19 protein-coding genes are annotated in these 20393 nt (G+C 40.5%); 13 read left to right on the forward strand and 6 right to left on the reverse strand.

What is annotated here, in order from left to right; all coding sequences use genetic code 11:
• Positions 1-217: 217 nt before the first annotated feature.
• Complete coding sequence (locus tag OQE68_RS18960; RefSeq protein WP_180567647.1) at positions 218-625, reverse strand: response regulator; 408 nt, start codon at positions 623-625, stop codon at positions 218-220.
• Between the two features lie 9 nt (positions 626-634).
• Positions 635-2254 (reverse strand): sensor histidine kinase, encoded by a 1620-nt coding sequence (locus OQE68_RS18965; protein ID WP_180567648.1) that lies wholly within the window; start codon positions 2252-2254, stop codon positions 635-637.
• 278 nt (positions 2255-2532) lie between these two features.
• Between OQE68_RS18965 and OQE68_RS18970 the strand changes: the two genes are divergently transcribed.
• From OQE68_RS18970 to OQE68_RS18980, 3 genes are all read left to right on the forward strand, one after another.
• On the forward strand, positions 2533-2982 hold the full coding sequence (locus OQE68_RS18970; RefSeq protein ID WP_180567649.1) for a response regulator: 450 nt from the start codon (positions 2533-2535) through the stop codon (positions 2980-2982).
• Between the two features lie 310 nt (positions 2983-3292).
• The gene (locus OQE68_RS18975) at positions 3293-5341 is read left to right on the forward strand and encodes a hypothetical protein (protein ID WP_180567650.1); all 2049 of its coding nucleotides are present in this window, start codon (positions 3293-3295) and stop codon (positions 5339-5341) included.
• Between the two features lie 314 nt (positions 5342-5655).
• Positions 5656-5907: a sensor histidine kinase gene (locus tag OQE68_RS18980; protein ID WP_266195893.1), complete on the forward strand. Its 252-nt coding sequence runs from the start codon at positions 5656-5658 to the stop codon at positions 5905-5907.
• A gap of 40 nt (positions 5908-5947) precedes the next feature.
• Here OQE68_RS18980 and OQE68_RS18985 read toward each other — a convergent pair whose 3' ends face one another.
• A complete protein-coding gene (locus tag OQE68_RS18985; RefSeq protein WP_180567651.1) occupies positions 5948-6586 on the reverse strand; it encodes an arylesterase in 639 nt (212 codons plus the stop codon).
• On the opposite strand from OQE68_RS18985, the gene OQE68_RS18990 reads away from it, so the two are divergent.
• From OQE68_RS18990 to OQE68_RS19000, 3 genes are all read left to right on the forward strand, one after another.
• On the forward strand, positions 6585-7298 hold the full coding sequence (locus OQE68_RS18990; RefSeq protein WP_180567652.1) for an ABC transporter ATP-binding protein: 714 nt from the start codon (positions 6585-6587) through the stop codon (positions 7296-7298). The two genes, OQE68_RS18985 and OQE68_RS18990, sit on opposite strands and share 2 nt — an antisense overlap.
• Positions 7291-9789, forward strand: coding sequence for an ABC transporter permease (locus OQE68_RS18995; protein WP_180567653.1), 2499 nt, complete (start codon positions 7291-7293; stop codon positions 9787-9789). The genes OQE68_RS18990 and OQE68_RS18995 overlap by 8 nt, the downstream gene beginning before the upstream one ends.
• A 113-nt stretch (positions 9790-9902) precedes the next feature.
• Entirely contained in the window at positions 9903-10514 is a 612-nt protein-coding gene (locus OQE68_RS19000) for a Yip1 family protein (RefSeq protein WP_219339963.1), read from the forward strand.
• A gap of 614 nt (positions 10515-11128) precedes the next feature.
• On the opposite strand, the gene cysZ is transcribed toward OQE68_RS19000, so the two are convergent.
• Positions 11129-11851, reverse strand: a complete 723-nt coding sequence (gene cysZ / locus OQE68_RS19005) for a sulfate transporter CysZ (RefSeq protein ID WP_180567654.1) — start codon at positions 11849-11851, stop codon at positions 11129-11131.
• Positions 11852-12088: 237 nt separating this feature from the next.
• Between cysZ and trxB the strand changes: the two genes are divergently transcribed.
• Complete coding sequence (gene trxB, locus OQE68_RS19010) at positions 12089-13045, forward strand: thioredoxin-disulfide reductase (protein ID WP_180567655.1); 957 nt, start codon at positions 12089-12091, stop codon at positions 13043-13045.
• Between the two features lie 78 nt (positions 13046-13123).
• Here trxB and OQE68_RS19015 read toward each other — a convergent pair whose 3' ends face one another.
• On the reverse strand, positions 13124-13585 hold the full coding sequence (locus OQE68_RS19015) for a Z-ring associated ZapG family protein (RefSeq protein WP_180567656.1): 462 nt from the start codon (positions 13583-13585) through the stop codon (positions 13124-13126).
• Positions 13586-14032: 447 nt separating this feature from the next.
• Between OQE68_RS19015 and zapE the strand changes: the two genes are divergently transcribed.
• The gene (gene zapE / locus OQE68_RS19020) at positions 14033-15139 is read left to right on the forward strand and encodes a cell division protein ZapE (protein WP_180567657.1); all 1107 of its coding nucleotides are present in this window, start codon (positions 14033-14035) and stop codon (positions 15137-15139) included.
• 63 nt (positions 15140-15202) lie between these two features.
• Here the strand turns inward: zapE and OQE68_RS19025 are convergent, their stop codons facing one another.
• Positions 15203-16240: an NADP(H)-dependent aldo-keto reductase gene (locus OQE68_RS19025; protein WP_180567658.1), complete on the reverse strand. Its 1038-nt coding sequence runs from the start codon at positions 16238-16240 to the stop codon at positions 15203-15205.
• A gap of 315 nt (positions 16241-16555) precedes the next feature.
• Between OQE68_RS19025 and rplM the strand changes: the two genes are divergently transcribed.
• The 5 genes from rplM to OQE68_RS19050 all read left to right on the forward strand — a co-directional run bounded on the left by rplM (position 16556) and on the right by OQE68_RS19050 (position 20333).
• Positions 16556-16984 carry a 50S ribosomal protein L13 gene (gene rplM / locus OQE68_RS19030; RefSeq protein WP_180567659.1) on the forward strand — a complete coding sequence of 143 codons (429 nt, stop codon included), beginning with the start codon at positions 16556-16558 and terminating at the stop codon, positions 16982-16984.
• A gap of 15 nt (positions 16985-16999) precedes the next feature.
• Positions 17000-17392 (forward strand): 30S ribosomal protein S9, encoded by a 393-nt coding sequence (gene rpsI / locus OQE68_RS19035; protein WP_180567660.1) that lies wholly within the window; start codon positions 17000-17002, stop codon positions 17390-17392.
• Between the two features lie 363 nt (positions 17393-17755).
• Positions 17756-18352: a ubiquinol-cytochrome c reductase iron-sulfur subunit gene (gene petA, locus OQE68_RS19040; RefSeq protein ID WP_180567661.1), complete on the forward strand. Its 597-nt coding sequence runs from the start codon at positions 17756-17758 to the stop codon at positions 18350-18352.
• On the forward strand, positions 18352-19563 hold the full coding sequence (locus tag OQE68_RS19045) for a cytochrome b (RefSeq protein ID WP_180567662.1): 1212 nt from the start codon (positions 18352-18354) through the stop codon (positions 19561-19563). Before petA ends, OQE68_RS19045 begins: the two co-directional genes overlap by 1 nt.
• Positions 19563-20333, forward strand: coding sequence for a cytochrome c1 (locus tag OQE68_RS19050; RefSeq protein ID WP_180567663.1), 771 nt, complete (start codon positions 19563-19565; stop codon positions 20331-20333). Before OQE68_RS19045 ends, OQE68_RS19050 begins: the two co-directional genes overlap by 1 nt.
• The last annotated feature ends 60 nt before the right edge of the window (positions 20334-20393 follow it).

Below are 20393 nucleotides of genomic sequence, written 5' to 3' on the forward strand. Positions count from 1 at the left end.
CCATCCATGGCTGATTGATAAGAGCTAAAGAACAAAGTATTTATTATTCTATAAATATATTAGAAACTGTAGCTGCGATTAGAGTGGGGTTAAAGAAATAAATGGAAATAAGTAATAGAGCAGCATAAACGAATGCTTATTTGACTAGCCTGAATATTTCAGTCGACTATATGTGAAATATTGATATACCCGGGTGTGAATGACTTTTTATAGGGAATTATAGGAAATACTGTTTTATAATTCTATCTAATATGGCCTGAGTCAGAGGTTTTGTATAAAATTCAGTGATATGATCTATTGAATTTGATTTTTCTTTGTCATCTGGGTTAAGCGATGTCGTTAACATAACAATCACGACTTTTGCCTTTTGTTCTGAAGGAAGGCTTTCATACTCTTCTAGAAACTCCCAACCGTTCATCCTTGGCATGTTGATATCAAGAAAAATAAGACAAGGCTGAGGATGGTTATTACCTTGCTTTGATTTTAAGTACTCTAAGGCATCTGTTGCGGAGGTCATTGCGATGACACTTTCGGTGATACCTGATTTTTTAATTATTAATTCATGTAGGAAGTTGTCTGCTTCATTGTCATCAATTAGTAGTATTTTTTTTAATATTTTATTCATATGACTATTTCAACTTGGTATTGTAAAAAAGAAGGTGCTACCTTCATTGAGTTTTGAATCAACCCAAATTTGACCTTTATGTAAGTCTACAACTTTTTTGCAATAAGCTAAACCTATACCTATCCCTTCATATTCATTTTTTTTATGAAGACGTTGAAAGACAACAAAAATTTTGTTTTTTAAGTTGTCCTCAATGCCTATTCCATTGTCTTGAACAACAAATAACCAATAGTTTTTTTCCTTGTGGGCAAATATCTCTACTTTAGGCTGGGTGTTACTTTTTTGAAACTTAATTGCATTGCAAATGAGGTGTTGAAATAACATGCGTAATTCAGCGGGATAGCCTTGTATAGAGGGTAATTCATCTACTTTAATAACTGCATGAGTTATTTTAATGAGTGAATGAAGCTCATCTTGTATAGATTTAACTAAAGTATTGCAGTTGATTAAACTTCGTTTTTTGTTGTAACCAATGCGTGAGTAATCTAATAAACCTTTTATCAGCATACTCATATGGTGGGTGGATTGTGTAATAAAGTGTAAACTTTTTTTCCCTGTATCATCAAGAATCTTATTATACCTAGTGGTGATTAACTCACTGTAACTCATAATAGTACGCAATGGCTCTTGTAAATCATGGGAAGTAATATAAGCAAACTGTTCTAATTCTTGATTACGTGCTTTGAGTTCAGTTTCTTTAAGTTTGATCTTAATGAGTAAGTAGGCAGTAATCCAAATAGCCATGAAGGCTAAGCACCGATTAATAAAGACTACCCATGTTGCACTTCCTGGTTGAGAAAAAAAGTAACCGAAAATTAATAATACTGATGCTATTAACGCAAGTATATATGTAGCCTGGTAGGAGGGAATAAACCAACTATAAAGAACTAATAATACGTATACGACAGCAGCAACACCTAATGGTAAACTTAAATCTATAAAGAAGAGAGCGATAGTAAGTGCAACTGCATAACCTATCAGTAATGGAGTCACTTTTGTATTCGTTTGACCATTATATAAAAATTCTGTTAACCAACTGAGAGCTATGAGGCCTACTCCAAGAAACATGAATCCTATAGCCGTATGCACAGCCATTTTTGTGTAATTTCCCCATCCATAGGATGTTTCTATATTAGTTAGATAACCGATAAGTGCTACAAAGCCTAAGCTGAATACTATGGTGCTCAATACTCCGCTAAGTTGGACTTGTTTAATATGTAAGTTATATAGGATGCAAGCCACTGTAAAAATAAAGAAACAAATGGCTGTATTAGGTGCCATTCTGCCTGGATGTGATGTTTCAGTTGTAATATAGTGTGTAATAAAAAATTCATCTAAACCAATATTAACAGCAAAAAAATATTGAATAAGTGTGAGTAGGCTAATAATTCCTGCAACACTACAGGCAATCATGCCAAGTAGCAGTTTATCTTGATAAAGGAAAAACAAGGCAGTACTACACAGTAAAAAGTTTAGTGCAGTATTATATTGCATTGGTACAAATGTAGGCAGCACTTGTATCAGAATTTCTGTGCTTGTATGCCAACCTATTAACACTGTCATGCCAAGCAAGAAGCAGAACCCAATTGATATAAATGTAATGAGTTTCAATAAGAGTTGCTTAGACATTTGAATAAAGCCTTTATGAGAAACCCATTCGTATTGGTATAAAGTAAAGTATATTGGTTTGGATTATTTATGCTAGTTGTCTAGTATGGCAGTAGTATAGACTTAAGTTGGTTGACTAGTACTATTTTTATAATAAAATTAATTTCTAATTGTAAGACAAAATATTGTAAAGTGGGGATGAGTATGTTTTGGCTATTGGGAAATTTATATTTTACTTGAAGCGCATTGACTTGTTATTTTGATTAATATTTTTATTGTGCTTATAAAGGATGCAATGAATGAATCGGTCAAAAATGCTTGAGTTACTATTAATTGAAGACAATGAGTGTGACGTTGAGTTAGCAAGAGTGGCATTTGAACGTTGTGATGCTAACTGTAATATTAATGTCGTAAATGATGGTGTTGAAGGTATTAGATACTTAAAAAAGGAGGGTGAGTTTGAGAGTGCAGCGAAACCGTCCATTATTTTGTTAGACTTAAATATGCCAAAAATGTCAGGTGCTTCAGTTTTAGAGTTTTTGAAAAATGATGAAGACCTAAGATCAATACCTGTTATTATATTTTCTACATCAGAATCAAAAGTAGATATTATAGATTCTTACACAAATAATGCTAGTTGCTATATTGTTAAGCCTTTTATTATTAGAGACTACATTTCTATTGTAAATCAAATTATTTCTTATTGGCTAGAGTCTGCAAGACTACCCAAAACTATTCAAGCAAAATAGTAGCTTATATTGAAAGCTGACATTATATGCTTGATTATGATCATGTGATTCCCGTATTTATTACAAATTATTTGTAGTATGTATAGTTTATTGGTAAAAGAAGTTTCTGTGGCTTTACGAAAGTGTTGTACCTATGGTTAGCTCTTATTGTTATTTTATTATAATAATTCTGTTTGTGTAATTAGTAATTGAAACTATTGATCTGTTTATTATTGCATACTAATCCGAAAGTGGTGTTTAATGCCTGCTAACCTAAATGCATAGAAGTTATTTTCTATCTTTTTATTTGAAATTGCCAAGGAAATAGGCGATGAAAAACCAACAAGCTTTAGCGGAGCCTACAGCTCAGGATGTAAATACTGGTCAGACTTTAGTAGCAACTGAAGAGATTCTATTACAGACAATTCCATCACAAATAATCCCATCACAATTAGTTACGAATTCAGTTGAGCAAGTTGAAGGCAGTAAGGGCTCTGAACATAAAGAAGGTCAGCGTCTGTTGGGTGATTCAAAAAGCCATGCTATTTTAGATTCTACAGTACTTGATCTTGAAAGTGTTCAACAAGCTTTATTGCAAGGGGGAGATCCAACGGCTATGTTGGCTGCAACTGCGGCGGGTAACCCTAATAGTAACCAGGTGTCAAATGTTGATGAAGGAAGTGAAGGTAGCGTAAATATACGTTTTATTGATCGAGATGGCCATGAAACGATTGCAAGCAGCGGATTCGATACGGAAGAGGTCAGTATTGGTTTGCAGCGATTTTATTCTGATGAAGCGCCTGAACGTATATTTTTGAAAAATATCGTAAGTACTAATAATGTCTTAAGTACAGGTACCAATACGACAGGTATAGATAGCAATACGACGGATATAGTGAGCAACAAGACAGGTGATATAGACATAGATGATATAGACAGTGGTACGATCGGCAGCCGACAGCCGAATGTTAGTCAACATCCTGAACCTTCTCCGGAACCCTCTGTTGAACCAGAGCCAGAACAGCCTACCCCTCAACCCAAGCCAATTCCAGAACCATCATTTACTACACCAACTATAAGCCTGAGTAGTGTAGTGAGTAAATCATTGTTTTTCACTAACTTTGATATAGAAGGTTTTAAACCCGTTATGGGAACCTTTGTAGATAGTTTAGATGGCTGGCTTCCTAAGTCTGGCGAAAAAATAGAAGCTTGGCGTGAATATGAAGAAGGTGAAATTCCTAATTTATACGGTTTTGGTAAGTATTCAGCACACTCAGGTACCAACTTTATTGAGTTAAATAGTGCGCAGCCAGCAAGCGGGCCATATCCTGCTTTTGCAAATTTTGCTGATGTTACGAGTGCTACTGAGATTAATCGAGTCATCAATACGCAGGAGGGGGGTATCTATGAATTCAGTTTTTATTATTCCGCCAGACCGTTTTTTAATGAAAGTGTGACGGAAATAGAGGTGTTGTGGAACAATGAGGTAATAAAAACTATTGCTTTAGATGGTACTAATCTCAAGGACACAGACTGGCAATTATTTAAATATACAATGATCGGTGATGGTGAGCCTGCTACAGTAACAATTCGTCATACAGGAGACCCTTCAGTTCAAGGAAGAGGAGCATTTTTAGATGATCTTCAAATAACAGAAATTACAGGTGGCGGTGTAGTTGCAGGATATGAAAACACGGTAATTGACTTACCTGACTTTGCAATTGAGTATGCTCATCCTTCCGATAAAGATGATGTGCTGGTTTGGTTACGAGGATTGCCACAAGGTGCTATTTTGTCTGATGGTGTACATCAGCTTGAAATCAGTGATAATGAAATTGATATTACTGACTGGAATCATCAATCGATGACTATTAAGCTAACCAATGACTTTGTTAGTAATCATTCTGACGCAAATAAAGTGGATATTGATTTAAAGATTGATATCGTGAAAAAAACTGATCAAACTTCTGTCACACAACAGGCGCTAAGAGTCGTTGTTTTGGAAGAAAATCACTATGAAACATCTGTTGATAATTACTTAATTGCAGGTAGTGGCCAAGATATTTTTATTTTTGGACAGGATGATCGGTCTAATACTGATACACCTGAAGTTGATGTTATTGTTGGATTTAATGCTGAACAAGATGTGTTGAACATTGATGACTTGCTTGTAGGGTTAGACGACTCTATCGATCAGTATCTGGATATTAATTTTAACAGTGGTGGAACAGAAATTGATATTAGTTTGTCTGCAAATGACGATATTGATCAGAAAATTGTACTTAAAGATGTAAAACTTGATGAGGTCTATGGAACAACTAATGAAGTGGACATTATTAACCATTTATTTTCTAATCAACTTGATGCTTTAATAGCATAAAAATACTGTTATACTGTTTAATTGCTTTTAATAATAAACTGTAAGTCAACTGCTTTGCTGTACGGCTTAAATAAAATACATTAATTTGCAGTATAGTGACTTAATGGATAATATACTCTTCGTGAATGATTTTTAGGCTTTGTTACCATCGCTCTTGTGTCCTAGGGTATAAATAATCCTTCGCTGTGAGTATATACCACTTTATTTTTACACCTAAAAATGATTCATGATGGGTATAAATGCCTTATAATAGTAATAATTGTTTGGATAGGAATAGCGATACGGAATAAGAGTGGGAGCCACCACGGATTACCATTACAGGAACAAAGCAGGCAGCAAGCTGGCAATTTGCAGTGGCAGACAATGGGCAAGGTATTGAGGCGAAGTATTACCAGCGTATTTTTCAGCTGCTTCAACGCTTGCATCATAACTCGGATGCTGAAGGCAGTGGTTTAGGTTTGAGCTTGTGCAAGAAAGCAGTTGCTCATCACGGAGGTCAAATATGGCTGACCTCAGAAGTAGGCAAAGGCAGTACGTTTTATTTTACGCTTAAACAAGATGAATAAATACTGCACTAAGTAAAAGCATCATCATGATACTGTTGTTTTAAGTGGAAGATTTCTTAAGTAATGGATTAATAAACTCCCAAATATTATCTAATAAAAGTGGTTGTGCTTTTGCGTTAGGGTGTAAGTTGTCTGGTTGCAGATACTGCTGTTGTCCCGCTATTTTCTTCAGAAAAAAAGGCATTAGTTTAATCTCTTCCTGTTTTGCAAGCTGGCTATAACTGTTTTGAAATAGCTCTGTATAGCGTTTGCCGTAATTGGGCGGTATGCGCATTTCCATTAATATCACTTCACTACCTGACTTTTTAATCTGTTGAATCATGTTTTGCAGGTTACGCTGCATTTGCGGTATGGGTAGCCCGCGTAGGCCATCATTTGCGCCTAATTCAAGTAGAACAATTGTGGGTTTAAACTTGTCCAATGTGCTTGTCAGGCGAGCCAGACCGCCGGTAGTGGTTTCACCAGAAATACTGGCATTAACCACTTGGTAGGTTGGGTAATCTCGTGCGATACGTTGTTTTAGCAAGTGAACCCAGCCTTCATGCTCTTTTAATCCGTACCCTGCACTTAAACTGTCGCCAAATATTAAGAGGGTGTTTGCCTGACTTAATTGCGGTAAGCTGACGAGCACCAGTAGGAAGAGCGGTTTTAGTAAACGAACAATAAGCGAGGATAGCATGTCGACACCTGTCGTGATTTCTGCAGTGGATTTAGTGAAAAAAGTTACCACAGGTAATACCCAGTTAACTATTCTGAAAGATTTGCAGCTGGCTATCAAGGCTGGTGAAAGTGTTGCCATTGTAGGGGCTTCAGGTGCGGGTAAGTCTACCTTGCTGAGTATTCTGGCGGGGCTGGATCAGCCTACTAGTGGTGAAGTTATTCTTGCAGGTCAGCCCATTAGCCATCTCAATGAAGATGGGCGGGCAGCGGTAAGGGCGCAGACCGTAGGCTTTGTTTTTCAGTCGTTTCAACTGCTGCCAGGGCTTACAGCTTTGGAAAATGTAATGCTACCGTTAGAGTTGAATGGGGTTAAAGAGGCAAAAGCATCAGCTATTCATTGGTTAACTCAGGTTGGTCTGCAAGCGCGGCTTGATCACTACCCTAAGCAGCTATCCGGGGGGGAGCAGCAACGAGTGGCCATTGCTAGAGCATTTGTGACAGAGCCAAAAGTTTTATTTGCAGATGAACCCACAGGTAATTTAGATCAAACAACAGGAGCTACGATCATTGAGTTGCTGTTTGAGCTGAACCAGCAACATCAAACCACGCTGATTTTAGTCACTCATGACATCCAGCTAGCTGAACGCTGTCAGCGGCAATTACACCTGGATGTTGGGCAGTTGCATGAGCAAACAGCTGGTAAACAGGAAGAGGATTTTGCTCATGGCTAATGTAGCTCAATTAGCATTGCGACTATTAGGCCGGGAGTGGCGCTCAGGCGAGTTGCGGGTCATTATGTTGGCTTTGCTGGTGGCAGTTACAGCAACCACCTCAATAGGCTTTTTTGTCGATAGGCTTGAAAAAACCATGTATCGACAGTCAGCAGAGTTGCTGGGAGGAGACTTGTTGATTGGTCGGTCTGCGACAGCTCCTACTGAGTGGTTGGGACAGGCTGAGCAGTTACAGCTTAAGCAAACGGAGCTGATTGAGTTTCCTAGTGTGGTGATTTTTCAGGAGCAAATGGTATTAACAGCAGTTAAGGCAGCTGAATCACCTTACCCATTAGTCGGCTGGCTAACGACCGGTAATACGTTGGAAGATACCGATGGTAGCAAGGTTAAGCAAGTGCCATCACTAGGTGAGGTCTGGCTGGAGCAGCGACTTTTCCATCAGCTTAAGTTACAGCTGGGAGATACGATTGAGCTGGGGGCTACCCAACTCAAAGTCACTCAAGTATTGCTATATGAATCGGATCGTGGAGGTGATTTTTATACCCTAGCGCCTCGAGCCCTAATGAATAAAGCGGATCTTGCGGCAGCAGAAATTATTCAGCCTGGTAGCCGAGTGCGTTATAAGTGGCTGGTGTCAGGGGATGATATTCAGGTTAATCAATTGCTTCAATGGCTAAAGCCTCGATTAACGGCAACAGATAAACTAACCACCTTAAAAGAAGGTCGACCAGCGTTGCATAAGGCCATTAATCGTGCACAGCGTTATTTGGGGTTAGCAACATTAATGGCTGTACTCTTAGCTGGCGTAGCGGTGGCGATTGGAGCAAAACACTTTGCTGCCAGGCATTTTGATCAAGTCGCTATTATGCGTTGCCTGGGAGGGCAAAGCTCGCTTATTGGTAAGCTCTATCTTGGCCAATTGTTGATCTTAGCATTGGTCGTGAGTGCTGTTGGTTGTGTGGCAGGGTTTATCTTGCACTGGATGTTTGTTGTTTTAATGTCTGGGCTACTGCCTGCCGACCTACCTTTGCCAGGCTTTTGGCCTGCTTATTTAGGGCTATTAACTGGTGTTGTAGCAATTCTTGGTTTTGCCTTACCACCGATTATTTCGCTCCAACAGGTTAGCGCGTTGCGAGTATTTCGCCGGGAGCTGATGCCGCCTCCCTTATCTTCTTACCTGATTTATGGTGTCGCTTTCACTGCACTGGCAGTATTGCTATGGCAATTTACTGGCGAGTGGTGGATGACCCTGGGGCTATTGATTGCTGTAGCGGGTGTAGGGTTAGTGGTTTGGTTTGGCTTGCAGTGGGGAGTGAAAACGGTATTTTCACGAATTCAACTATTGCAATGGCCGTTAGCTATCCGATTAAGCTTGAACCATATGCAAAGACAGGCTGGACTAACAGCAACGCAGTTGCTGGCATTTGGTTTAACGCTATTAGCAATGGCCGTTATTTTGGTAGTCAGAACGGATTTGCTTACACAATGGAAGCAAGAATTACCACCAAAAACCCCGAATTATTTTGCAATTAATATCCCCTTGGCAGAGCAGCAACAAGTCGCAGACTGGTTTGATAAACATAAGATTGAAACTACCCAGTTATATCCCATTATTCGTGGTCGGCTGACAGAAATAAATGGTAAGCCTGTTAAACAAGCAGTTTCAAAAGAGCAGCAAGCGGATAATGCATTAAATCGAGAGCTAAATTTAACTTGGCGAGATGAGCTGCCTCCCAGAAATGAACTGATAGCAGGACAATGGTGGGAGTCTAATACAACAAGTCAAGAGGTGTCTATCGAGCAGGAGCTGGCCGGACGTCTGAATATTAAGCTTGGGGATCAGCTTACGTTCACTATCGCAGGACAACATCTGGAAGCAACTGTCACTAGTTACCGCACAGTTAACTGGGAGTCTTTTCAACCCAATTTTTATATGATTTTTCCCAAGCCAGTACTTGAGCCTTTTGCTGCAACATACCTCACCAGTTTTCATTTACTGGCAGATAAACAGCACTTATTGGCAGAGCTGGTAAAGCAGTTTCCAGCTATCACGTTGTTAGATGTTGCCGCGATGTTAAATCAAGTGCGACTGATTTTGACTCAAGTCACTTCTGCCATTGAATATGTTTTGTTATTTATTTTAATTGCTGGCTTAGCAGTATTGTATGCTGCAATTAAAGGCACATTGGCAGATCGGATTCAAGAAGGGGGGGTAATGCGTGCCTTGGGTGCAAGCCGCCAGCAGATTCGTCAGTGCCAGCTAATTGAGTTTGCGGCTTTAGGTGGAGTCGCTGGGTTATTGGCAGCGTTGGGGACCGAATTGGTTTGTCGGTTATTATATAACATCACCTTTGACTTGAGTTACCAAACCAATGGCTGGCTCTGGCTTAGCTTACCTTTACTGGGCAGTAGCATTATTGCCAGCATTGGACTATGGTCAAGTCGCCGAGTGATTACTGAAAGCCCAATGGTGGTATTAAGGGAGAGTTAACCTACTATTGATAACGAACTATTTGAGCTAAGGAAGGCTATACTAATTATTATTGTTACGGGTTAACGTCTGCTTAATGAAAAGTTGAAAAGGATTTTGATCAGGAGACAGTTATGATCTTGTTTAATCATATTTGGGGTTTATTTGCTCACCCTAAAGAAGAATATGATCTTATTAGAAAAGAGACATTAGCCAATAAAAAATATTACTTACTGCATGTCTTTATTTTAGCGGCTATCCCGTCAGTAAGTTCTTATTATGGTGCTACTACTGTAGGCTGGTCGATTGGTACTTTGGATAAAGTTATTATTGATCACCAAAGTGCTTTATTGATGTCTGTCGCCGGTTATATGGCCATTTTAGCTGGAATTGTATTTATGGGGCTATTTATCCATTGGATGGCAAAAACCTATGGAACCAAACCAAGCTATACCAAATGTATCGTTTTTGCTGGCTATACGGCAACGCCTATATTCTTTGTTGGTCTGTTAGCGCTTTATCCTAATACAGCCTTGTATTTAATTGGCTCGATTATTGGAGTCGCTTATACCGTTTATTTGCTTTATGTGGGTTTACCCAGAATGATGACAATCCCTGAAGAGCAAGGCTTTCTATTTGCTACTTCTGTAGTGTGTGTTGGCTTGGTATTGCTAGTGACAATGAAAGTAATAACCGCACTGTTTTGGGGAATGGGATTTGGGCCGGGGTTTGATGTGAGTATTTAGTTTCTCTTGTTTTTGTACATTTTGTTTTGCTTACAAGTTTTTTCATAATGTTGTTGAGCTTGTTGAACAACTCCAGGGCTTTTCATAGTGCTTTTTGTTAGTATTAACAGGATGTAATGAGTCAAGAATGATTATTGTCAAACACGGCAAAAAATAATTATTTGTTAGTATATCCATCATGAATCATTTTTAGGTGTAAAAATAAAGTGGTATATACTCACAGCGAAGGATTATTTAGGCGAGGCCACCGAGCGATGAAGCCCCAGGAGTTTAGATAAACTAAATGACTGGGGTGACAGTTAATTGCTCCTGCATTAACTGCATTTTCACCAATCCCTGGCGGTCAAGAGCGATGGTAACAAATCCTAAAAATCATTCGCGAAGAGTATAGTTATAATGCTAGGGAAGTATTTTAAGTGTCAGGTTACAGCATTGCACTTTTATGTTAGTGGTTGTGAAAAAGAGTGATTACAGATTTCTCCACAATCATTTGAAACACGAATTGATCGAATTTTTGATGGACGGATTATACGCTAATTCGATTTATAACCCGGTTGTAGCCGGGTTTTTTCTAGGTGCTGTTTGTTTATATTTATACGTTTATTTTTTTGTATTTATATTTTTTTCCGATTTAACTCCACCCACATTACTGTACCACCAGCTACTGCGGCAGGTATGACTAAAAAGTTAACAAGTGGGATAAACATCAATAAATAAACAGTGCCACCGAAGGTTAGGGCATTGGTACGACTTTGTTTAAGTTGATCAATCATTTCTTTAAAGCCAACGCCATTATTGTCTGCTGCATAGTCAACATACTGAACTGAAAGCATCCAGGTGCTGTAGGCAAACCAGGCAAATGGGGCGATAATATTCAGCACAGGCGTTATGGTGATCAGCAGGAGAATAACCAGCCAGGGTAAATAATACAACAATTTACGTAGCTCACGACCGATCGCTTTCGGCACAACAACGGCCAGTTGCTGCCAGCTAAACTCTTCTTCGTTTTGATTGTTGGTAATCTTCTTTTCAACGGCTTCAGCCAGAAAACCATGAAAAGGTGATGCGATGATATTGCCTAGTATACTAAAGGTGAAAAATACCAGCAAAAGGGCAGTAATCGCAAAAAAAGGCCATAATAAATATTCTAACCAGATTAGCCAACTTGGCAGGTCGCCAATTAACCAGCTTATCAAGGCACCAAACTGGCTAAATAATAAAATAAGGGCAATGGTAAACACACAAATATTAAGTAGCAGGGGGAAAACGACAAATTTTCTGAGCCCTGGCTGGCTGATGAGCTTTAGTCCTTGAAAAAACTGTTGGGTTCCTAGCATAAAAAAGAGCCTTTAAACTGTAAGTGTAGCCAAATAGATTTTTACTATAGCAATCATTGATAATATTTAATATCAAGCCTGGATACCAGCTCATACATTGAAAGATGATATCGAGTTTAAATTGGCCCATCATGTGTGCTGTGGCTAGTATTTCATCCTGCGAAGATAAGCGTCATAATACGGTGCCATTAAGCCTGGCAAGACAGGCTCAGATGAGGTTTTAAAGGAGAAAATTAAATGTCAGAAGTCAAACACGCCCAGTTGTTGATTTTGGGCTCTGGTCCTGCTGGTTACACGGCAGCGGTATATGCTGCACGCGCTAACTTAAATCCTGTGCTAGTGACTGGTATTCAGATGGGTGGTCAGCTGACAACAACGACAGATGTGGATAACTGGCCGGGAGATGTTGAAGGATTGCAAGGGCCTGCACTGATGGAGCGGATGCGGCAGCATGCTGAGCGGTTCAATACTGAAATTGTGTTTGATCATATTCATTCAGCTGATCTGCAACAGCGCCCATTTCGCTTAAAAGGTGATAGCGGTGAATACACTTGTGATGCCTTGATTATTGCGACAGGTGCCAGTGCCATGTATTTAGGGCTGGATAGTGAAGAGGCGTTTAAAGGGAAAGGGGTTTCAGCCTGTGCTACCTGTGATGGTTTCTTTTATAAAAAGCAAGAAGTTGCAGTGATTGGTGGTGGTAATACTGCAGTAGAAGAAGCTTTATATTTATCCAATATCGCCAGCAAAGTGACCTTGGTTCATCGTCGTGATCAATTTAGAGCTGAGAAAATCCTTCAGGATAAACTGATGGATAAGGTTAAGAATGGCAATATCGAGCTAGTGCTAGATAGTACATTGGATGAGGTGTTAGGTGACGATGCTGGTGTAACAGGCATTAGGGTTCGTAATAAGCATACAGATGAAACTACAGAAATTGCGGTAACAGGTGTGTTTATTGCGATTGGTCATTCTCCAAATACCAGTTTATTTGAAGGACAGCTGGATATGCATAATGGCTATATTAAAGTTCAAAGCGGCTTAGAGGGTAATGCAACACAAGCTAACATTCCTGGTGTTTATGCGGCGGGAGATGTAATGGATCATGTCTATCGGCAAGCGATTACATCGGCAGGAACAGGCTGTATGGCTGCATTGGATGCTGAAAAGTTTTTAGACAGTTTAGATAAGTAGCCAGCCAGATAGAAAGCCACTTTAAAATAAGCACAAAAAAAGCAGCCAAATGGCTGCTTTTTTTGTGCTTGTGCTGACTTATGATAAAGAGGGGTTTTCTTGTCTTATGACCCCAAAGTCTTCTGAAAGTGTACCTTTTTCTTTTGGATGTTTTTTGGGTGCATAATCTTTAGGTGGCTCAATTGCATCATGGGGCTCATCTGCTTCTGGCTTTTTGCCTGAAACTAAGGCCTCAGTAGCCAGGAGAGCATCACTAGCACCTTGCTGCGTTTCTATATCACATAATGTAGCGGCAGAGTTTGCGATATGCTGGTTAAGGTCTTTATAGGTTTCAGTGAGTTTGTTAACAAGCTCGCGAGTTTGGTTAAAGTGCTCATTAACGCTTTCGTGATAGCTATTTAGCTCATTTTGTGTTTGCTGCAGCTGGTTTTCCAGCTTATTACTTTTGCTGTTGTTGCTTGTCATGAAGTTAAACATATACAGCAGTGAGGCACCCACCATCACTCCTAAAATAAACCAAATGAGATTTGCTGTTTCCACAACTAATGCCTCTAATGTTGTCGTTCCTATCTATAGTGTTGCTGAGTTTTATTGGTTATTGCCAGCAACTTACTTGCCAAGAGTGGTCGGCATATTACCGATATCTGCGAGCATTGTTATTGTTGTGTCGTATAACTCGCTTTGCTCTAGGCAGCCTTAAGCTAAAGCACCACTGTTTCAGCTTATGCCCCTAAATTAGCTATTTTTTGATTTGATGTATACCCTTTACACGTGATTTTTAGAAGTGTGATTAGGGAGCGAAGGTCAGCCAACCACATTTTTATAGAACTGCTAGCTGATACCCCTAGTTTAGCTGGTTATGTCAAAAAATTTAGCACTTGGAGACAAGTTTATTGCGGCTTATAACGAATTGCACAATGTTTTCAAGGTGGTTAAAGTGGCGCTCACAAAATCAACGCAACAGTTAATGGGTTAGGTTCAGTTGTTATGACACCTTGGGAGCGCTATCAACAAGACTTGCTTCGAGATGACTTCAGTTATGATGCAGAGCAGGAAAAGGCAGTAAAACACTTACAACGGCTTTATGACGATCTAATTGCCGCGCAGCAAGAGCAGTCTATGCCGGTAACAGGCTGGTTGAAATGGTTTAGTCAAAAAAAGCCCATTGAGCCCTGCCAGGGGTTGTACTTCTGGGGTGGGGTTGGTCGAGGAAAGACGTATCTGGTGGATACTTTCTTTGATAGTCTGCCATTCGAAAATAAAATGCGTACACATTTTCACCGGTTTATGCAACGGGTGCATCAAGAATTAAAAACCTTGAAAGGTGAAAAAAACCCATTAACCATCGTGGCTAAGCGACTTAGTGATGAAGCTTGTGTAATTTGCTTTGACGAGTTTTTTGTATCGGATATTACTGATGCAATGATTTTAGGTGGGTTGTTTGAGCAATTGTTTGCTAACGGGGTTACTTTGGTAGCAACGTCAAACATTGTACCTAATGAGTTGTATAAAGATGGTCTGCAGCGTCAGCGTTTTTTACCTGCAATTGAGCTGGTAGAAAAATACACCGAAGTAGTGAATGTCGATAGCGGTATTGATTATCGGTTGCGAGTTTTAGAGCAGGCAGAAATTTATCATTATCCATTGAGCGCTGAAGCAACAGCCAGTATGGAAGATAGCTTTAATCGATTGGTGCCAGATAAAGCACATATCAGTGAAAACGAAGCATTAATCATAGAAGGGCGGCCAATTACTGCATTGAAGTGCTGTGATGATGTTGCCTGGTTTAGTTTTACAGAGCTGTGTGATGGACCGCGAAGCCAGAATGATTACATTGAGTTGGCTAAGATTTTTCAGACAGTGTTACTTAGTGATATACCGCAACTGACAACTAATAGAGATGATCAGGCGCGTCGGTTTGTTAATTTAATTGATGAGTTTTACGACCGTAACGTCAAAGTAATTATGTCAGCTGAAGTGGCAATTCCGGATATTTATCAGGGAACTCAGTTAACGTTTGTTTATGAAAGAACCACTAGCAGGATGCTGGAAATGCAGTCTCATGAGTATCTTGGGCGAGCGCATAAGGCTTAAAAAGAGTGAGCTAAAAGGTTTTTAGCTCACTCTCTCAGAGAGTGCGGGGGTGAGGGGGTATCTTTAAGGTGCGGGGTTCGGTTGTTCAGTATGAACCGCTTCTATTTCCTCTAGCACCTCATCTGCTAGCGTTAAGTTAATGCTAGCAATATTGGCTTTTAGCTGTTCCATGCTGGTGGCACCAATAATATTACTGGTAACAAATGGACGGCTGCTGACAAACGCTAAAGCCATTTGGGCAGGATCTAGATTATGTTGCTTGGCAATTGCGACATATTGCTCTGTCGCTTTAATTGCTTGAGGGTTGGAATAACGAGCAAACCGGCTAAATAGCGTCAAGCGAGCATTAGCGGGTTTCGCACCATGTAAATATTTGCCACTTAGCGCACCAAATGCCATAGGAGAGTAGGCGAGCAAGCTAAGTTGTTCACGATGAGCAAATTCTGCCAGGCCAATTTCAAAGGTTCGATTTAGCAGGTTGTAAGGGTTCTGGATAGATACCACTTGAGCCATTCCATGTTTTTCAGCTAGCTGTAAATACTGCATGGCACCCCAAGGTGTTTCGTTTGATATGCCAATATGCCGAACCTTTCCACTTATGACTAGCTCATTCAGCGCTGAAAGGGTTTCTTCAATAGCAACGATTTGTTCATCGATAGAGTAAGGGTAGTTGAGCTGGCCAAAGAAGTTAGTTTGCCGTTCGGGCCAGTGAACTTGATATAAATCGATGTAGTCGGTATTTAAGCGAGCAAGAGAGGCTTCAGCTGCTGTGATAATATTGTGTCTATCCAGCCTTGGCCCCAGGCGCATATAGCTTACCCAGTCACCAGGCCCCGTGACTTTAGTTGCCAGGATAAACTGATCCCGGTTAGCGCGCTGCTTTATCCATTCACCAATGATACTTTCTGTTTTAGTGTAGGTTTCTGCTTTAGGCGGGACGGGGTAAAGCTCGGCAGTATCAATAAAGTTAATGCCTTGGTCGATTGCATAGTCTAGTTGTTCAAATGCTTCTTGTTGATTGTTTTGTTCTCCCCAAGTCATGGTGCCTAAACAAAGTGCACTCACGTTAAGACTACTGTTACCTAATTGGTGATATTGCATTGAGGTTTTCCTAATGTTTCTAAGTTAACTGGCATACTTTATCAAATAGCTTATTTAACAATGCCTCTGAAAATATAACGATAATGATTTTGTTATAATGATGCTGGCCGAAAATTAAACTACCCTTGAGGTTTATAAAGTGTTATTAGGGGCTTTTTTATCCAGGCGCTTAGCGCTATAATCGCCGGCTTCGTTTCCCGCGAATTGAGATGCCCGTGTGCAACACTGAAACCCTTTTGGTGGTTTTAGGATTGCCAAAAGCTCAGTTTGTAACATTTTGTCGATAGTAAATCGACTTACGAGGCATAAAGTAATATGAAAACTTATACTGCAAAACCAGAAACTGTAAAGCGTGACTGGTACGTAGTAGACGCTTCAGGGAAAACTCTGGGTCGTCTAGCAACTGAAATTGCGCTGCGGCTACGTGGTAAACACAAGCCTGAGTACACACCACATGTGGACACAGGTGATTACATTGTGGTCGTTAACGCTGAAAAAGTGCATGTCACTGGTAATAAAGCGAAGGCTAAACTGTATCATCGTCATACAGGTTATCCTGGCGGTTTGCGTACCATGAACTTTGAAAAGCTGATTGATCATGCGCCAGAGCGTATCATCGAAAAAGCTGTTAAAGGTATGTTGCCAAAAGGTCCGTTGGGCCGGGTTATGTACAGCAAGCTGAAAGTTTATGCTGGTGCCGAGCACAAGCATGCAGCTCAACAACCTCTAGTTTTGGAAATTTAACGGGAAGGTCTGAATATGTCTACGGCTCAATACTACGGAACTGGTCGTCGCAAATCTTCGACTGCTCGTGTTTTCCTGAAAACTGGAGGCGGTGCTATCGAAGTTAATGGTCGCCCATTAGATGAATACTTCGGTCGTAAAACTGCTCGGATGGTTGTTCGTCAGCCTCTTGAAGTTGTTGAGATGTTGGAAAACTTCGACATCAAAGTAACAGTAAAAGGTGGGGGTGGTTCTGGCCAGGCTGGAGCGATTCGTCACGGGATTACTCGTGCTTTGATTGAGTATAACGAAGAATTTCGTTCATCTTTACGTAAGGCGGGTTATGTGACTCGTGATGCACGTGAAGTTGAGCGTAAGAAAGTGGGTCTACGCAAAGCGCGTAAGCGTCCACAGTACTCAAAGCGTTAATTATTGTTTATCGCTTTTGTGGTCGAAAAGCCTGGGAAATATCCCGGGCTTTTTTTTAAGGCCTTTTGATACTTGCCTGAAAGTGTATTATTTGAGCAAACCTCAGCAGGCCTATATACCCAATATGTTGGGTGTAAATAAATTGATTATCCTACATAACTAAATTGGATATAATATTGCAGTATTTTTGAGGATAATCAGGTCGCTAAGCCTTGTTGTCAGTTGTTGCCTAACTTGCTAGCGGCTGATAATTTTTTTACCATTCGCACATTTTGAGTCTGTTGCAAAACCTGACTAGTTGTCCGCGTGTTACCTGTTTGTTCAGACGGTCATCGAATTCGCTCTGATGGGGAGATAAGTTTAATGACAAATGACGGCGTAAATAAAGGCCGGCGACGCTTTTTGGTAGCAGCAACCTCGGTGGTTGGTGCTGCTGGTGCAGTAGGCGCTGCAGTTCCATTTATTGCTTCCTGGAACCCTAGTGCAAAAGCTAAGGCAGCTGGCGCTCCGGTAAAAGTAAACCTGGCTAAAATTGAGTCGGGCCAACAAATTATCGCTGAGTGGCGAGGCAAGCCTGTGTTTGTGGTGCGACGCACCCCTGAGATTTTGGAAAATATAAAACAATTAAATAGCCGAGTGGCAGATCCAGAATCTACAGAAGAGTCTCAGCAGCCAAGCTATGCAAAAAATGAGTTCCGTTCTATTAAACCAGAAATTTTAGTTTTGGTTGGCCTTTGTACCCACCTAGGTTGTTCACCAAAGTTTTTTCCAGAAGTAAAACCAATGGAGTTTGATCAGGAGTGGAAAGGTGGTTACCACTGTCCTTGTCATGGCTCTAAGTTTGACCTGGCGGGAAGGGTGTTCAAAAGTGTACCGGCACCTATTAACCTACAAGTGCCGCCTTATTCATTTATCGATGATAATACCTTAATTATCGGTGTTGATGAGGAGAGCGCATAATGAAAGGCTTCATGGAATGGGTGGATGCACGCTTCCCCGCCACTAAAATGTGGGAAGAGCATCTAAGCAAATATTATGCACCGAAAAATTTTAACTTTTGGTATTTTTTCGGTTCACTGGCTTTATTAGTGTTGGTCAACCAGATCCTGACGGGTATCTGGCTGACTATGAGTTATGTGCCTTCATCAGAGCAGGCGTTTGCCTCTGTTGAATATATTATGCGTGATGTGGAGTATGGTTGGCTGCTTCGCTATTTACACTCTACTGGTGCATCTGCGTTTTTTGTGGTGGTTTACCTGCATATGTTCAGGGGGTTGTTATACGGCTCTTATAAAGCACCGCGGGAACTAGTGTGGATATTTGGGATGACCATTTATCTGTGCCTAATGGCTGAAGCTTTTATGGGTTATCTGCTGCCTTGGGGACAAATGTCTTATTGGGGCGCTCAGGTAATCATCTCGCTGTTTGGTGCTATTCCTGTAATTGGTGCAGACTTGCAGCAGTGGATTCGTGGTGACTTCTTAATTTCGGGTATTACGCTTAACCGTTTCTTTGCCCTGCACGTTATTGCCTTACCTATTGTTATTTTAGGTTTAGTAGTACTGCATATTATTGCACTGCATGAAGTGGGATCTAATAACCCCGATGGTATTGAAATTAAGAAAAAGAAAGACGCTAATGGTATTCCATTAGATGGTATTCCTTTCCACCCATACTACACCGTTAAAGATATTGCCGGTGTGGTCGTATTTTTGTTTGTTTTCTGTATAGTTGTATTCTTTTTCCCTGAAATGGGTGGTTTCTTTCTTGAAGGGCCTAACTTTGAGCCTGCCAATAGTTTGAAAACGCCTGAGCATATTGCACCTGTCTGGTACTTTACTCCTTTCTATGCAATCCTGAGGGCTATCCCTGATAAACTGTGGGGTGTTATAGCCATGGGGGCAGCCATTGCGGTGTTGTTTGTATTGCCTTGGTTAGATCGTAGCCCTGTAAAATCAATTCGCTACAAAGGTATTTTCAGTAAAATTGCCATTGGCCTATTTGCTGTTAGCTTTATTTGCTTAGGGTATTTGGGAGCCAAACCTGCCACTGATATTCGAACCCTTTGGTCGCAGATTTGGACAGGAGTATACTTTTTATTCTTTATCCTAATGCCTTTTTATACCCGGGCGGAGAAAACTAAACCAGTTCCAGAAAGGGTGACAGGGTAATGAAAAAACTATTAGTCGCTTTTTTAATGTTATTACCAGTTGCCAGCTGGGCGGCTGGAGGCTCAGGCTTCGATGTGGATGGCTATGCACAGAAGAATGGGTTTGAGGTCGATTTAACGGACAAAGTCGCTTTGCAGCAGGGCTTAAGTATCTACATGAACTATTGCATGGGGTGTCATGCTACAAAGTATCAGCGTTATGAACGAGTTGCTGATGATTTGGGTATTCCCCATGCGTTGATGATGGAAAACGTGGTATTTAATGACGTTAAAATCGGAAATCTAATGGAAAATGCCATGCGACCTGAAGAGGCTAAAAAGTGGTTTGGTGCAGCACCACCAGATCTTACTTTGGTTGCCCGGGTTAGAGGAGCTAACTGGTTGTATGCCTACTTAAGAACCTTCTATGAGGATAAGTCTCGTCCATGGGGAGTGAACAACAAGGTATTTCCTGATGTGGCAATGCCTCACGTGTTACTTGAACTGCAAGGCTTACAGCATGACAGCTGTTATGGCCAGCAGTCTCATGAAGTAGATACTCAAACAGGTAAGCCTTTATGTGAATTAACCCTTAAATCTGACATAAAGCATGAGCAAACACCTGAAGAGTATGACCAAACAGTGAGAAACTTAGTCAGTTTCTTAGCCTATGCTGGTGAGCCTGCCCGCCTTGATAGAGAGCGGATTGGTGTTTATGTGCTGCTATTTCTTGCTGTATTTTTTGTCTTTGCTTATCTATTGAAACGTGAATTTTGGAAAGACGTTCATTAGACTGTAAAACAATAAGTATTTTTTTGTGGGGTGCGCGTTACTAAATTAAATATTTAGGGC

The organism is Spartinivicinus marinus, from assembly GCF_026309355.1.
Classification (GTDB): domain Bacteria; phylum Pseudomonadota; class Gammaproteobacteria; order Pseudomonadales; family Zooshikellaceae; genus Spartinivicinus; species Spartinivicinus marinus.

Excerpts from the sequence above, each read along its gene's own strand:
- OQE68_RS19050 (WP_180567663.1), top strand. The coding sequence starts at position 19,563 with ATGAAAAAACTATTAGTCGCTTTTTTAATGTTATTACCAGTTGCCAGC.
- OQE68_RS18990 (WP_180567652.1), top strand. The coding sequence starts at position 6,585 with ATGTCGACACCTGTCGTGATTTCTGCAGTGGATTTAGTGAAAAAAGTT.
- OQE68_RS19025 (WP_180567658.1), bottom strand. The coding sequence starts at position 16,240 with ATGCAATATCACCAATTAGGTAACAGTAGTCTTAACGTGAGTGCACTT.
- OQE68_RS18965 (WP_180567648.1), bottom strand. The coding sequence starts at position 2,254 with ATGTCTAAGCAACTCTTATTGAAACTCATTACATTTATATCAATTGGG.
- OQE68_RS18960 (WP_180567647.1), bottom strand. The coding sequence starts at position 625 with ATGAATAAAATATTAAAAAAAATACTACTAATTGATGACAATGAAGCA.
- OQE68_RS18985 (WP_180567651.1), bottom strand. The coding sequence starts at position 6,586 with ATGCTATCCTCGCTTATTGTTCGTTTACTAAAACCGCTCTTCCTACTG.
- zapE (WP_180567657.1), top strand. The coding sequence starts at position 14,033 with ATGACACCTTGGGAGCGCTATCAACAAGACTTGCTTCGAGATGACTTC.
- rpsI (WP_180567660.1), top strand. The coding sequence starts at position 17,000 with ATGTCTACGGCTCAATACTACGGAACTGGTCGTCGCAAATCTTCGACT.
- cysZ (WP_180567654.1), bottom strand. The coding sequence starts at position 11,851 with ATGCTAGGAACCCAACAGTTTTTTCAAGGACTAAAGCTCATCAGCCAG.
- OQE68_RS18975 (WP_180567650.1), top strand. The coding sequence starts at position 3,293 with ATGAAAAACCAACAAGCTTTAGCGGAGCCTACAGCTCAGGATGTAAAT.
- petA (WP_180567661.1), top strand. The coding sequence starts at position 17,756 with ATGACAAATGACGGCGTAAATAAAGGCCGGCGACGCTTTTTGGTAGCA.
- OQE68_RS18995 (WP_180567653.1), top strand. The coding sequence starts at position 7,291 with ATGGCTAATGTAGCTCAATTAGCATTGCGACTATTAGGCCGGGAGTGG.
- OQE68_RS18970 (WP_180567649.1), top strand. The coding sequence starts at position 2,533 with ATGAATCGGTCAAAAATGCTTGAGTTACTATTAATTGAAGACAATGAG.
- rplM (WP_180567659.1), top strand. The coding sequence starts at position 16,556 with ATGAAAACTTATACTGCAAAACCAGAAACTGTAAAGCGTGACTGGTAC.
- OQE68_RS19045 (WP_180567662.1), top strand. The coding sequence starts at position 18,352 with ATGAAAGGCTTCATGGAATGGGTGGATGCACGCTTCCCCGCCACTAAA.
- trxB (WP_180567655.1), top strand. The coding sequence starts at position 12,089 with ATGTCAGAAGTCAAACACGCCCAGTTGTTGATTTTGGGCTCTGGTCCT.
- OQE68_RS19000 (WP_219339963.1), top strand. The coding sequence starts at position 9,903 with ATGATCTTGTTTAATCATATTTGGGGTTTATTTGCTCACCCTAAAGAA.